The organism is Plectonema cf. radiosum LEGE 06105, from assembly GCF_015207665.1.
GTDB classification, from domain to species: domain Bacteria; phylum Cyanobacteriota; class Cyanobacteriia; order Cyanobacteriales; family Nostocaceae; genus Rivularia; species Rivularia radiosa_A.
In genome coordinates, this window is the sequence record NZ_JADEWL010000096.1 from 1 (window position 1) to 14,238 (window position 14,238).

Below are 14,238 nucleotides of genomic sequence, written 5' to 3' on the forward strand. Positions count from 1 at the left end.
CAGGAGGTGCTGCAACAAAAGCGATGATGAAACAGGTGATTGCAGATAAGAGGGTAGGAATCATCAATACACCGAACCAACCGATATATAAACGGTTGTTGGTGCTGGTAATCCATCCGCAGAACTGCTCCCACGCAGAAGCGCTCTCGCGTCTTTGTAATGTGGTTGTCATGGTTCGGATAATTGCTTTTTATTTTTTATGTATTGGTAAGTCTTTTTGCTCACCCATATTTATACATTAGAGGAAGTTTTACAATTTGTAAAGCTTTTTTCATGAAATTTATCTTATATAAGTTATAAGTTTTAGTTATTAATTGAAGGCTGGGAATAGGGAGCAAGATGCTCCCACTACAGATGTTTTCATAACTTCTCACTCATAACTCCTAACTCCTCACTTTTCTTCCTCTCTTGCTCTCAACCGGGTGGCCACTTCATCTGTCTTCCACCAAGGATGTGTATGTGTAAGTGGTAGACTGTTTGTCCGCCGTCGGAACCAGTGTTAATAACTGTGCGATAGCCGTTGGTTAATCCGGCATCTTCGGCGACTTTTTTGGCTGTTAATAAAAGATGTCCCATTAAAGCTTGATCTTGGGGGGAAGCATCGGCTAGTTGGGGAATTGGCTTTTTAGGAATAACCAAGATGTGAACGGGTGCTTGGGGGTTAACATCCTTGAAGGCTAATGCTAAGTCATCCTCATAAATAATGTCGGCAGGAATTTCTTTTCTAATGATTTTGCCGAAAATTGTGTCTTGGGTAGTCATTTATTGTTTATTGTCATTGCTGTTCATCAATTGTTAATGATAGGACGGAGGACTCAAATAATTTCTAATTTAGAGTTTTCCCATTATTCGCATCATATTATATGTGTACAAACATAATAAAGTTGGAAACTGGCAACGACTGAAAGCCCTGATTTGTCGTTATATACTGCATAGCCTTTAATAATAAAGTTGGAAACTGAGATACCTAATCGTTCCCCATCTACCGAATCGCGATCGCGGCAAAAGTTGGAAACTGTCACAAAACTATAAATAACAATCATTGAATAATGGTTATTTGAAGCATGGCAGTGTAACTATTTGAACAAGTCTTCAAGAAACTTCACGATTGGGTTTCCAACTTTATTATTTTTCCACAATATAGACACAACTGGCTTTTCTACTGCGGTTAGCAACTTTGAATGCTCAAAGCTGCGTTGCGATCACGTTAGTAAATCAGTTTGGACAGGTATTCTCAGCTTTGATGCTAACTTGAGAAATTCAAGGGAGCAACGTGATTTTTTAGATATGAGAAATTTTTCCCCATTTCAATTGCTTGAGCAATCTGTGAAGGTTTGTTCATTTTCATGATATCGAGGAGTTTTCATCAGCAAATGCCAAGCATCCCCAGCATCCAATAAATTAAAGCGTTCGGGATAGTGAATTTCTAACAACTTCCTAACCATTGGATAATAGTCTGAGTTCATTCCTGGGAAAATATGATGTTCCGTATGGTGTGAAAAATTGAAATGCAATTTATCAAATATTTTTGGAACTTGAAGAGAAACACTATTAATTAAGGGATCGTTAACCTCGGTCATTTGGCACAGCAGATGATTTGTATAAATATAAAATATCAAGCCTGCATAACCAATTCCCACAGGAAGAAAATAACTAAATATGAGTTTTAGCGGGTCAAATTGCAGATAAGTCAAAATGCTCAAATGAATCATTAATATGACAAAAAATTCACAGAAGATCGCCAAACGGTCTTTAGTACTAACTGTAAAGGCTGCGGGGACATAATCTACATCTTCCCGATTAAATAACAACACAGATGTGAGATTGCGAAAAGTATGTACTCCCCAGGCTGTTGCCATTCCCACTGTTAACCATATGGGATTAACTTCAACAGAAGGCACAAATAAATCCTGAATCCATTTTCCCCAAGTCTGAGGCTGACTGTATAAATAGTGGCGGTCGGGATCTTTCAAAGAATTAGTATTGTTATGATGCACTCGATTGTGAACTGCTTTCCACAAAGTTGGTGGCATCCACAACATCGTTAGTCCTAACAAGCTAATCAAATAAGTTAATCGACGGTTCCTAATTACGCTACCATGCATCAGGTCGTGAGAGCTAAATAATAAGACAATAACGCTATTGCCCATGATGATTGCTAGGGGAAAATAAAACAATATAGGATATAGCTGCCAAAAATCTAACTTAGTTGCTATCACCCAGCCTAGGATTAAAATTGCCAAATTAATAAAAAGAATAAATAACTTATTAGGATTGGGTGCAAACGCTTCAGTTGGAAGTAAGGGACGTAATATTTTCGCATAGGTCCCCTGGGGAATTAGTTTTTGGTCGTTATTAAGCTTCATAAAAAATAGTTAATTTTTAGTACAATGAATTGATTTTATAACTATCCATTTTATTTGGTTTTATCATAGTCTTAGACAAAGACAAATTTAAGGAGTGTACATATGACTTCCAGCATTCCAAATAATACCCAAAGACATACTCCTTTAGTAGGAGATGTGACTAATAAAAGCGGAATTAGTTACCAAGTCAGCCGCACAGCGATCGCCGGATTTAATGCAATCGTAATGACAGGAGCAGAGGCTTATATCAATGGACTAAAAATCTCCGAACAAGTTCTGAAATCGCTTTTAAATCTCTCTATGCTTTGCAGCTATAAGTATTTTCCTTCTCTTTTAGTTCCCTATGAATGGCTGTTGCTTCAAACCGATCGCCTTGCAGAGGGATCGCAGGAGCTAATGAACATTCAATACAACCTACCCGAAGAGATGTTCAGTCTCATGTTGAAAGAGACAGAACTCTTATATCCCAAATACAGCATGGCTTTATGGGAAAAAGGAGCATCTAGCCTTGAGCAAGCCCAAATGCATATGCTCGATGATTTAATTGAAAAAGCAGGCATTCAAGACGGAGACAAAATCTTAGATTTGGGATGCGGTTGGGGTTCTGCATCAAATTACATTCTCTCCCGATTTCCTCATGCTCAAGTGACGGCTTTGAATTTAAGTCACGAGCAATGCGAATATATACGAAAAAAAATGCAAGACCCTAATAGTTACCTCAGTTCAGATAGATTCACTTTATATGAAAAAGACTTTAATGATATTGATTTGGGGACTAAGTTTGATCAAATTATCACAATTGGAGTTTTTGAGCATATAGGTAATTTAACGAAATCATTCCAAAAACTGGCTTCCCTCCTCAAAGATGATGGCAAAGTCTTAGTTCACATAATCACAACCAAATTACCTTACAACATAACCCATCCTTTTATCAACAAATATATTTTCCCAAATATGCGGGTGTGGAGTTATGATGTCATCCCGCTTATTAATACAAACCTGAAAACCATTAATCAATGGTATTTAAATGGTGCTAACTATTCTAAGACTCTCAGAAATTGGTTGATGAATTTTGACCAAAATCAAGCAAAAGTCAAAGATTTAAATTATGGCATGAACTACGATAAGTTCTGCCGGATGTGGAGACTTTATTTGCTCTTATGCATTTCGTATTTTGACGGTTGTGATGGTGAAATTCTTGGAAACGGTCAATACCTATTAGTTCATGCGTAACCATAAAAACGCAACAGTTGTAGGCTGGGTTAGACACAAAAATCAAACTTGACTTGTAACGAGGATTTTTTTAATCGTGTGGTACCCCAACCACAGCGATCGCGAACAACCAGTCTTGTTTATTTTGAGATATTTTAGATACTAATAACTTAATGTTGGGTTAAGGCGCTTTTGATAAGGTTTTAAAGTGTTCAGAGTGAGGATACATTACCCATTACCAATTACGAATTAAAATTGCTCGTGTCAAATTCCCGCCGAGATATAAATATGCGAGGCTACCATTCTCCCGCATCCTTTTAGGTGTGAAATTGAGGTGTGTTTGATTTGCAAGTCCTTTAACTAAGAGCAAATTCTGTATACTGCCGTAGATGAGGAGCGTGGTAGTTTACAAAAAGCATTAAAACAAACAGTTCGTACCGCTAGTAATCTGTGTCATTAAATTTAACTGTTTGTAGTTGGGATGCACGCCTTTGATGTCAACCCAAAAATAACTTATAGGCAGGATTTTTATTTTCATCCCAATACTGATATCCTAAAGTATCCAAAAACGCCTGCCATTCTACCATTTCTTCTGGTGGAACCTGCATTCCTACAACTATTCTGCCGTAATCCGAGCCGTTATTACGGTAATGAAACAAACTAATATTCCAATTCGGACTCATGGAACCAACAAACTGCATTAATGCACCGGGACGCTCAGGGAATTCAAACCGATATAATAACTCATTGTCAGCTAATGGCGATCGCCCTCCTACCATATGACGCAAATGCATTTTCGTTAACTCGTCATCTGTCAAATCGATAATAGGAAAACCGCAATTGGCAATAGTTTGAGCTATCTTTACCCCATCGGCACGGTTTTGAATTTGTACCCCAACAAAAATTTGCGCTTCTTTATCCGAGGCAATGCGATAATTAAACTCGGTCAAATTGCGCTTACCAATGCATTTACAAAACTGATGCAGACTTCCCGGTTTTTCGGGAATTGTCACTGCAAAAATAGCTTCCCGACGTTCTCCAAACTCCGCACGTTCGGCAACAAACCGCAAACGGTCAAAATTCATGTTAGCACCGCAGGCGATCGCCACTAAAGTTTCACCTTCAATTCCTTCTCTTTCCACATAAGCTTTAGCTCCCGCAATTGCTAACGCCCCGGCAGGTTCCACAATAGACCGGGTATCTTGAAACACATCTTTAATGGCGGCACAGGTATCATCAGTACTCACCCGAATAATATCATCAACATACTGCTGACAAAGCCGAAAGGTTTCCTCACCCACTTCTCGCACCGCTACCCCATCGGCAAACAAACCAACTTGCGATAATCTTACCCGATGACCAGCTTGCAACGATTGATACATGGCATCAGCATCCATCGGTTCAACTCCAATTATCTTGATTTCCGGACGTAACCGCTTGACATAAGCCGCAATTCCTGAAATCAAACCACCACCACCAATTGCCACAAAGATTGCATGGATAGGTTTTTGATATTGTCGCAAAATTTCCATACCAATGGTACCCTGTCCCGCTATCACTTCTGGGTCATCAAAGGGATGAATAAACGTTAAATTCTTCTCTGTTCCCAATTCACGAGCATATCCACAAGCATCATCATAAGTATCCCCATGTAAAACCACCTCACCACCCCGCGCTTTCACAGCGTCTATCTTTACTTGGGGGGTAGTTTTCGGCATAACAATAATAGCGCGAGTACCCAATTTAGAAGCAGCTAAAGCCACACCTTGAGCATGGTTTCCCGCAGAAGCCGCAATTACACCTTGTTCGAGCATCTCCGGTGTCAGATTTGCCATCTTGTTATAAGCGCCGCGTAGTTTAAAAGAGAACACCGATTGCATATCTTCGCGTTTGAGCAAAAGGTTGTTATTTAGTCGTTTTGAGAGTAATGGAGCGATTTCTAATGGTGATTCTTGAGCAACATCATATACGCGAGCGGTCAGGATTTGTACGAGGTAGTCGCAGAGCATGGGGAACACTAAATTGTAGATGCTGGATGAAGATTTATTTTACGTTAGTTTGGGTAGTTTTTGGGATTGGAGAAGAGATAGAGGAATTGACACTCTCCGGTCTAAAGACACGGAGATTCTTGATTCAATGAGTCCACTTAGACTAGACCCCTTGCGGTATCTAACCAAGAGGTGGTTCTCTCCCCAAGCGTTACTTTCCGAGTGCCCCTCGGTAGTTGGATTATTCCAAAAATTTGTTTGATTTAAATTCTGAACGTCTAGTCCCCATGAAGATTTTACCTATTCCTGGGAAGGAACTAAAACTATGGAATAGAACCCCATATCTTCAGTTGTCAAGGTACAGATTGCCGTTAGGCAGTTGGGTTTTTATACAGGTTGGTTACCGTTCCTGTTAATAAAATCGTACCATAAATGACTGAGGCTTAAAAGCCTTTATGCAGTTTTCATCCCTGGACTAAAGTCACAGGGTTTTCAACCTTCCCTTTATAAAAACCGCAGAGACGCAGAGGGCGCTGAGGTAGGAGATGGAGAGAGGAATAGAATACTGTACAATTGAATAAGGACTTTATTAGATATTTAATTAAATGATTAATTTAGATAATATTCATTCCCTCACCGACTTTAAGCGCAATGTTAAGCAATTCCTAGAGCGTATTAAGGCGACTAAATCACCTTTGGTACTGACTGTCAATGGTAAAGCAGAAGTTGTGGTTTATGATGCGAGTGCGTTTCAGGAACTGATGGATAAGCTTGAGCGTACAGAAGAAGAATTGCGGAAGTTAAAGTTTGAAGCTTTGAAGCGCGATATTGCAATTGGAGCGGAACAATTGAAGAATGGCGAGTATACAGAATATAATGATGAGTCTCTACCTAGCTTACTTGAAAATATCAAAGCGCGAGGAAAGCGTAAGTTAGGGGAAGATAACAATTAATATTAGTTGTATCTTTGAGATTAAAAAAAATAAATAAAATTATGAAATTAGAGGGTGTTTGAAAAGTTTTGGGCGAATATAATTCGCGGCTACACAAACAAAACCCACCTACGTGGGTTTATAATCCTTAATAATGGTGTTAGTCCGCGAAGGCGGACTTTGCTTGTGTAGTAGCGAATTATATTCGCCGGGTATGATATTAATTTAGACTTTTCAAACTTTTCAAACATCCTCTTAGATGGAATTATCAGTAATCCTGCTCGCATGAATGGACAACCATGCATTCGTAATTTACGTTTGACAGTGCGTAGAGTTATTGAATTACTAGCCACTTATTCCGATAAAGAAGAATTATTTCAAGAGTTTCCTGAATTGGAGGAAGAAGATATTCGTCAAGCTCTGATTTATGCTTCTACATATTTAGATGACCAAGTAAAGTAAAAATTAACTTTTACTAATTATTCCTTAATTATTTCTGCATGATACTTGATAATCTTTTCTATAATTATAAATACTTCTTCAAATGCTCTAAAATTAAAATCGTTAAATCCTGATTTCTGTTCAAATATGTAGTCAGCAAAATTATTTTTTGATAATGCTATATTTTTATTATTTTTATCAAATACATCATTATCTATAATCTTTAATTGATTTGGTTTAAGCTTATTTTTATCCGTAGTATTAACATCAAATGTAATATGCCGACCACTTTTGGAATTAAATTCGCTACTTAAATATATTCTTCTACCATCTTCATCTAATTTCTGGATTTCTTCGTCTGTATAGTAGAATTCAATACATATATCTTTGTTTTCTTTTCTGTGTAGAGGTATTGGTAGAGCAAACGAGTACACTCCATTTCCCCAAACTTTGAATCCCATAGTATCATCATGTACTCTAGGGATAATGTTAGGTACATCTCGATCGAAAACAGCAATAATTGGTATAATTTTTTTCTCTTTACAAAACTGTTGGCATACGTTTAATAATTCACCATCACCCTGCTTTTGGTCATCTAAATCTTCTTTAAATTCAAGTTCCACATTAAATTCTTTACCTTGATATTTTAGCCATTTTAGTGCAGATTTAAGATGTTTGATATCTGTTTTTCCTTCAGTCCAGATAGTTGCTTTTAATCGAAAGTTATTTTCTAACAACTTATCACTATATTGATTTAGTTTTTTATCACTTACTAATTCAGGAGCAAGACGCTTTAACCACCTTAAAAAATTTAAGTAAATTGTGTCATCTTTACCTTTTACTGCACCGATAAATTCAATTTTACTTTTGACAATGGACTTAAATGATTTTCTATCCTTCTTAAAAGAAGACTTCCGATCAAATTTATTCCAGAATTCAACTTCGGCATTTACAATCCCGTACTTTTCCCACGCATGAAGCATTGCACGAATTTGGCGAATATAACTACGCTTAACATTCAATTTTTGATTGACTGTTATTCCTGTGACTTCTTGATGTTTATATCTATTGTACAATCTTAACTTAGAGTCGTTAACGATAAAACCATTGTTCTCAATTATATTTTTAAGGTCATTACCTAAAATTAATACATCTGCTTCTTGAGAAAACCAAGCTAAATGTCCGGGAAATTTTGTTCTAGAAGTTGAAAATGTTATGTCATCAGCATACCTTGTATAAATACACTGATATTTTTTTGCAAGACGTTGTAACTGAGAATCCAACTTAGCGCAAATCATATTTGAGATAATTGGTGAAGTGGGAGCGCCTTGTGGGAGTTGATTTTCATGACAACATATTTGAGCTAAGATTGTTGCAACTTCCTCTGTACAGCTATATGGAACTGCCATTAATAAACCGCGAACTCTGCCAAAATTAATAGAAGGAAAAAAATCTTTAATATCTAAATTTAAAACATGTCGCTGTCTAAGATGTTGTTTAGCATTTGTTACGATACTTTTACCAGTGACAAAACCATATGTTGAAGGTTTCGACTTATAAATACATTTAAGAATTTGATTAACCTTTCGCTGAATAATTTTTAAGCTTGTTATAGGAGCAGAAATAATTCTATAATCACCCGTTTTCTTCGGTATCTGAAATTTTGTGTATGCTTTATCGCGAGGGTAAATATATAAGTGGTACCTTAATTGATAATCGCTGATTTCTAATAATTGAGCGATATCCTGACGTGTCTTTAGTTTATAGAAGTCTTCTTTTAATTCTTCTTCTGTCCGACTTAAAGCAGTAGTACCCATTTTGGTCGCAAATACATAAGAGAATTGGATACTCGCTGTATATTCCAACTTACTACCCTAGCAATCGCTAAGTAATTAAAAGAATGATCACGTGTATATACGTTGACCTTCAAAAATATACCGCCGCAGGATCAACAGCGGGAATCAATCATTTAAACGAGTATCCAAATATAAAAATTATACCATGGATTATATAAATATCGTCTTTTTTTTTACCTGCTGACAAAATCCCCTAGTAATCCTTTTCATTAGTTATGCGGGATTGTAGAGACGCGAAATTTCGCGTCTCTACATGGTTTCAGAGATAAATGAACCCCTCAGAATAAATGAAAAAGACTACTAGTAGTCTGTCACACCAACTTTGACGGGTTAAAATGCCTCTTGGTAGGTTGGGTTAAGCGGAGCGCAACCCAACATCAGCGTTGGGCTTCACTCCGTTCAGCCCAACCTACAATATTACATTGATTACCCTGCATAGTTAATGTGACAGAGTACTAGTACTCCGCCACATTGATTATGCGGGGTAACGCGCTCGTAGTGGGAGCGTCTCGCTCCCTGGTAGTAGCTAGCAACCTTTTCGGATCGCACTACCCCAACCCCGTTGCGATCGCCGCAACCGTGCGGCTGATCGCCATCTAGTATTAAGCTATATTTAAAACATTTATAGCGACCCCAGGGTGCATCTACTCATCATGCCTAAAAAGTACATTATTAACTTAAATATCTCACAAAGAGAACAATTAGAACAACTGAGTAAGAAAGGAAAAATTTCAGCAAGAAAATACAAGCGTATACAGATTCTGCGGAGTACTAGTCTACCTCAGTCAGACTATTTATTATCAACCCCTAATGCTTTGGTTGCAAGTTTAAAGCGACATGGTGTTACCGACGATGTAATTAATCAAGCATTCGCTGAGGTTATAAATGGGTAGTGTTGAGAAATTATAATACCAACCCCCAATTACGAATTATTATAAACCCCCGCTTCCCCAAGTCTCCGCACCATTTCCCGACGCACTTCATTAGCAACACGTTCGCTTCTTTCCCAATGTTCTAATTTAATATGGTCTACATAAAACTTGACCGTAAATTGCATTGAATCGCTACCTAAACTACTCAGCCTAATTGCTGGCTCTTTCCATCGAGTTGATGATGATTTAAATTCGTCTTGTAGCCATTGTACAAGGTTAAGTACGTATTCATCGAGTAGGGTTTCATATCCTCCCGGTTTGGCTATTTTTTGCGATAATCTAGTTACTTTATTTTTCAGAATGTTTAGTTTACTTTCCCATTCGTCTTCTAAGGTTAATTCGTCTTCTATCCGTAAATCTGGATCTTTTAACCAAGCTTGATACCAAGTTCTGGTTAAACCAATTAAGGTATTATTGATAATATCAACGTTGACTTCTACTAATTGATTTCTTTTTCTACTATCATCATCTATAATTTCTAATCCGATTAATTCTAAGATTTGATTGTAATGTTTTTGTACTATTTTAACTTGCTCTTCGCTCAAACCTCCTTTTTTTAAAATTTGTATGGCGCGAATTAGATATTTAAATTTACGTTCGATTTTTTCTAACTGAATATTAACTTTTTCTTCTATTTCTAATCGTTCTTTTCCTGCTACTATTTTGGAAATATTTTCTTCATCTGCTTCTTTCAATCCCTGAAAATCATCTATATATTGTAACTTTTCCGCAGGTTTTCCTAAGGTATCGGGATGACCTAAAACTGTTTCTCGCAATATTTGATTAGCTAATATTTGGTCGGTATTTACTTTAATATCTAATTGAATTGTTTTTGCTACATGGGGAGTCGGACGAGATAAATTAATGATATCTTTACTTCCTAACGATGCATTGGGTATATAAATTTCTGAATCACTATTTACTAAGTATAATTTGGTGACACGCAAGCCAATATTTTTGATTACTGCAAGAGAATTATCTGGCATTGCAATTACATCCCCAAATTGAAAGGGTGTATCAATTAATAATACTAAACCGCTGAAAAAATTAGCTAAAATATCTCTGAGTGCAAAACCAAGTACAAAAGTTAACCCTCCAAAAGCTACCCAAATTCCTGTTAAGTCAATTCCTAAAGCCTCTAAAAATAGGAATGTTCCCAAAATATAAGTTAAAGCTGGAAGCAATCTTTCCAAAATCGGAACTAATACATTATCCCAAACTGCTTCAGTTTGCTTTGTATAAGCACGTAAGTAATAAGTGATTACTTGAGTAAATAATTGTGCTAGGCAATAAGTTAACGCGATCGCAATACCAGCGGTTAAACTGCGTTGAATCCAATTAGTTATCTCCGATGAATTTAATTTGCTAATAGAGGATTTAATTCCTAATAAAGCAACAGTAATTACGAGGGGATTTTCAATGACACTGAGTATAAGAAGTATCGGATAATTATCGAAACGGCGTACTAAAGGACGCACTATGTAAAATAAAGTTATATACAACAACAATGCTGCTAGCAAATAAATTCCTAAAGTCTGAAAAAAAGCAGAAGGAATATTTTGTAATAAAAGTAACTTTAATAACTTATTAGCATCAAAAGTATAAAGAATGTTCATATTTTTCGCCGAGAGAGAATATTTACTGAGTTTGATATTTTATATCTTGCCTTCGTTCCCAGGGACTCTAGAATCATCAAAATGTCTCATCTGTGTTTATCGCTCAAAGCTTTGTCTCTGAAGGCTTTGTAGGGATTAACTAAATGAAAAAGAATAACTGCGCTCGCCAGCATTTTCAGCTCGTGAAAACTCCATTATGCTTAACTAGAGTCAGGACTAACTCGTGTAAAATAATAAATATCAAGCTTCAGTTAGATTACCAGATTGACACGTAGAATCTTAGCCATTATCGCAACATAAAAAACTTTTTTTATCTTCAAGTCACAAAGAGTTTATCAAGTCTGAAATAATACAATTCTTTGCCCTTTTAGGAAATATTTTAATCAGGTATACTAAGATAAATTAAGCTATAATTTTGCGCTGATAGGATAATTTTCTAGCTTCGCAATTTATATGAAATTTATATGACAAACCTTTGGACTTCTGCCGAACACGCTTTAGGATATCTTGCAAAAGCCGATCAAATACCCCATCGTACAGAAGGAGAAGCGGTACTGTTAGAGGAGGTACCCAAAACGGTAAAACGCATTCTCGATTTGGGAACTGGGGATGGACGCTTGCTCGGATTGCTCAAAATCGAACGCCCTTCAGTAGAATGTATCGCTGTGGACTTTTCACCAACTATGTTAGAAGCAGTAAAAACTCGCTTTGCAAATGATTCAACAGTGGAAATTGTTGACCACAATTTAGATAAAGCTTTACCAAATAAAGGAACTTTTGATGCAGTTGTGTCTAGTTTTGCCATCCATCACCTGAGTCACAATCGCAAACGTTCCCTTTACGTAGAAATATTTAATTTATTGCAGCCGGGCGGTATTTTTTGCAATTTAGAACACGTTGCTTCACCAACCCCTCGTTTACACGAAAAATTTTTAAAGGCTATAGGTAGAACAGTTGAACAAGACGATCCATCAAATAAACTTCTCGATGTAGAAACTCAATTAAGGTGGTTGCGGAACATTGGTTTTCATGATGTGGACTGTTATTGGAAGTGGCTAGAATTAGCCCTACTAATTGGATTAAAACCGAAATGTTAAGCAACTACGGTGTGGTGAATGAATTTAATTTGGCTTTTATTAAAGGCTTCTTGGTTACAAGTTGCGATCGCGATTTTGACGGGTTTGATCAGTGGTGGAACTACAGCAAGATTGATTGCGTTAATCAATAAAGCGATTAGCGAAGGGTTTCAATCCTCCGACACTTTGAGTAACCTGGCTTGGCAGTTTCCAGTTTTGGCATTAATAGTAGTTGTCAACAGCATTATCTCGCAAGTTTTACTAATCAATCTTTCTCAAGAAGCCGTATATCAGTTAAGGTTGCGGTTGAGTCGAGGAATTTTATCTGCTCAATTACAACATTTAGAAAAGTTAGGTATACCACGTCTGTTAGCAACCCTCACAGAAGATGTCGCAACCCTAACCGCGACAGTCTATGCAATTCCTTTTATCTGTGTTGATATCGCAATTATTGCTGGATGTTTGCTTTATTTGTCTTCCCTATCTGGTAACGTGTTTGCTTTTACCGTGGGGTTTGTAATGATAGCTGTCGGTAGTATTCAACTACTGATTAACAGAGCGCAAGGTTTTCTGATTTCAGCACGAGAAGAACAAGATCGTTTATTTAAACATTTTCGCGCCATAACCGAAGGCATAAAAGAGCTTAAACTACATAGCGCCCGTCGTCAGGAGTTTTTTGAACAAGAATTACAGCATAGTGCAGCTATATCTCGCGATCAAAATTCAGCAGCATTATTAACATTTTCTGTTTCTACGGGATGGGGAAATCTCTTATTTTTCATCCTTGTCGGTTCGCTACTATTTGTATTACCGCAAATAGCGACAATCCCCCCCGCTACATTATCAGCTTATATACTTACTGTGACTTATTTAATGCTGCCCATGCAGAGCATATTAGATAAACTACAAGCCTTATCTAAAGCCAGTGTAGCCTTACAAAAAATCGAAAGAATGGGTTTAGTATTAGCTGGTAATAAAGAAAATTATATCGAAGAAAACAAACAAGATATCAAAACATTTTCAACATTAGAATTAAAGCAAGTAGTTCATGCATATCCGGGGGAAGATAAAGAAAGTCGCTTTAATTTAGGTCCCATTGATTTAACATTTAAACCTGGAGAAATTGTCTTTATAGTTGGTGGTAACGGTAGCGGAAAATCAACTTTAGCAAAATTAATTACAGGATTATATATTCCTGAAGCTGGAGAAATTATTTTAGACGGGAAAACGATTACCGATGAGAATCGCGAGTGGTATCGTCAACATTTTTCAGTGATTTTCTCCGATTTTTACTTGTTTGAAAAACTTTTAGGAATTGGCAAACCTACTTTAGACGAACAAGCACAGGAATATTTACGACAGTTGAAATTAAACCATAAAGTAACCATAGAAAATGGAAAATTGTCAACCACTGAACTTTCTCAAGGACAGCGTAAAAGGTTAGCATTATTAACAGCTTATTTAGAAAATCGTCCGATTTACTTATTTGATGAATGGGCATCAGACCAAGACCCAATATTTAGAAATATTTATTACAAAGAGATATTAACTAATTTGAAAAAACGCCATAAAACAGTATTAGTTATCAGTCACGATGACCATTATTTCCACCTTGCAGATAGAATAATCAAATTAGATTACGGTAAAGTTGAGTATGACCGAGTTAACTCTAAATTGGATGTAGAAAATGGCGTAATTCGACATAGTTCTTAAAGGATGTTTTAAAAGTATCCGGCGGTTTAAACCGCTACTACACAAACAAAGTCCGCCTGCGCGGACTACAAAAATCAGTAGCCGCGACTTATAGTCGCCAGGTAAA

General features: G+C 36.8%; 12 protein-coding genes and 1 pseudogene. 7 read left to right on the top strand and 6 right to left on the bottom strand.

Features of this window, described 5'->3' with window-relative positions; all coding sequences use genetic code 11:
- The 3 genes and pseudogenes from IQ247_RS22300 to IQ247_RS22315 form a co-directional block, all read right to left on the bottom strand.
- Positions 1-172, bottom strand: a pseudogene (locus IQ247_RS22300) (photosystem II q(b) protein); the annotation flags it as partial.
- A gap of 242 nt (positions 173-414) precedes the next feature.
- Positions 415-762, bottom strand: coding sequence for a histidine triad nucleotide-binding protein (locus IQ247_RS22305; protein ID WP_193923386.1), 348 nt, complete (start codon positions 760-762; stop codon positions 415-417).
- A gap of 545 nt (positions 763-1,307) precedes the next feature.
- On the bottom strand, positions 1,308-2,366 hold the full coding sequence (locus tag IQ247_RS22315; RefSeq protein ID WP_193923388.1) for a fatty acid desaturase family protein: 1,059 nt from the start codon (positions 2,364-2,366) through the stop codon (positions 1,308-1,310).
- 102 nt (positions 2,367-2,468) lie between these two features.
- On the opposite strand from IQ247_RS22315, the gene IQ247_RS22320 reads away from it, so the two are divergent.
- Positions 2,469-3,599: a class I SAM-dependent methyltransferase gene (locus IQ247_RS22320; protein WP_193923389.1), complete on the top strand. Its 1,131-nt coding sequence runs from the start codon at positions 2,469-2,471 to the stop codon at positions 3,597-3,599.
- Between the two features lie 476 nt (positions 3,600-4,075).
- Here IQ247_RS22320 and ilvA read toward each other — a convergent pair whose 3' ends face one another.
- On the bottom strand, positions 4,076-5,587 hold the full coding sequence (ilvA, locus tag IQ247_RS22325) for a threonine ammonia-lyase, biosynthetic (protein ID WP_193923390.1): 1,512 nt from the start codon (positions 5,585-5,587) through the stop codon (positions 4,076-4,078).
- Between the two features lie 584 nt (positions 5,588-6,171).
- Here ilvA and IQ247_RS22330 point away from each other — a divergent pair.
- The gene (locus IQ247_RS22330; RefSeq protein WP_193923391.1) at positions 6,172-6,519 is read left to right on the top strand and encodes a type II toxin-antitoxin system Phd/YefM family antitoxin; all 348 of its coding nucleotides are present in this window, start codon (positions 6,172-6,174) and stop codon (positions 6,517-6,519) included.
- A gap of 246 nt (positions 6,520-6,765) precedes the next feature.
- Complete coding sequence (locus IQ247_RS22335; RefSeq protein ID WP_322745553.1) at positions 6,766-6,960, top strand: DUF433 domain-containing protein; 195 nt, start codon at positions 6,766-6,768, stop codon at positions 6,958-6,960.
- A 17-nt stretch (positions 6,961-6,977) separates the two neighbouring features.
- Here the strand turns inward: IQ247_RS22335 and IQ247_RS22340 are convergent, their stop codons facing one another.
- Positions 6,978-8,756: a reverse transcriptase domain-containing protein gene (locus IQ247_RS22340; RefSeq protein WP_193923392.1), complete on the bottom strand. Its 1,779-nt coding sequence runs from the start codon at positions 8,754-8,756 to the stop codon at positions 6,978-6,980.
- A gap of 516 nt (positions 8,757-9,272) precedes the next feature.
- Between IQ247_RS22340 and IQ247_RS33205 the strand changes: the two genes are divergently transcribed.
- Positions 9,273-9,395: a hypothetical protein gene (locus tag IQ247_RS33205; protein WP_265579703.1), complete on the top strand. Its 123-nt coding sequence runs from the start codon at positions 9,273-9,275 to the stop codon at positions 9,393-9,395.
- A gap of 53 nt (positions 9,396-9,448) precedes the next feature.
- The gene (locus IQ247_RS22345; protein WP_193923393.1) at positions 9,449-9,688 is read left to right on the top strand and encodes a hypothetical protein; all 240 of its coding nucleotides are present in this window, start codon (positions 9,449-9,451) and stop codon (positions 9,686-9,688) included.
- A 29-nt stretch (positions 9,689-9,717) separates the two neighbouring features.
- On the opposite strand, the gene IQ247_RS22350 is transcribed toward IQ247_RS22345, so the two are convergent.
- Positions 9,718-11,343, bottom strand: coding sequence for a mechanosensitive ion channel family protein (locus IQ247_RS22350; RefSeq protein WP_193923395.1), 1,626 nt, complete (start codon positions 11,341-11,343; stop codon positions 9,718-9,720).
- A gap of 464 nt (positions 11,344-11,807) precedes the next feature.
- Here IQ247_RS22350 and IQ247_RS22355 point away from each other — a divergent pair, with 464 nt between their 5' ends.
- Together IQ247_RS22355 and IQ247_RS22360 are read left to right on the top strand one after the other, a co-directional pair.
- Complete coding sequence (locus tag IQ247_RS22355) at positions 11,808-12,440, top strand: class I SAM-dependent methyltransferase (RefSeq protein WP_193923397.1); 633 nt, start codon at positions 11,808-11,810, stop codon at positions 12,438-12,440.
- Positions 12,441-12,458: 18 nt separating this feature from the next.
- Entirely contained in the window at positions 12,459-14,132 is a 1,674-nt protein-coding gene (locus IQ247_RS22360; RefSeq protein ID WP_193923398.1) for a cyclic peptide export ABC transporter, read from the top strand.
- Positions 14,133-14,238 lie beyond the last annotated feature (106 nt).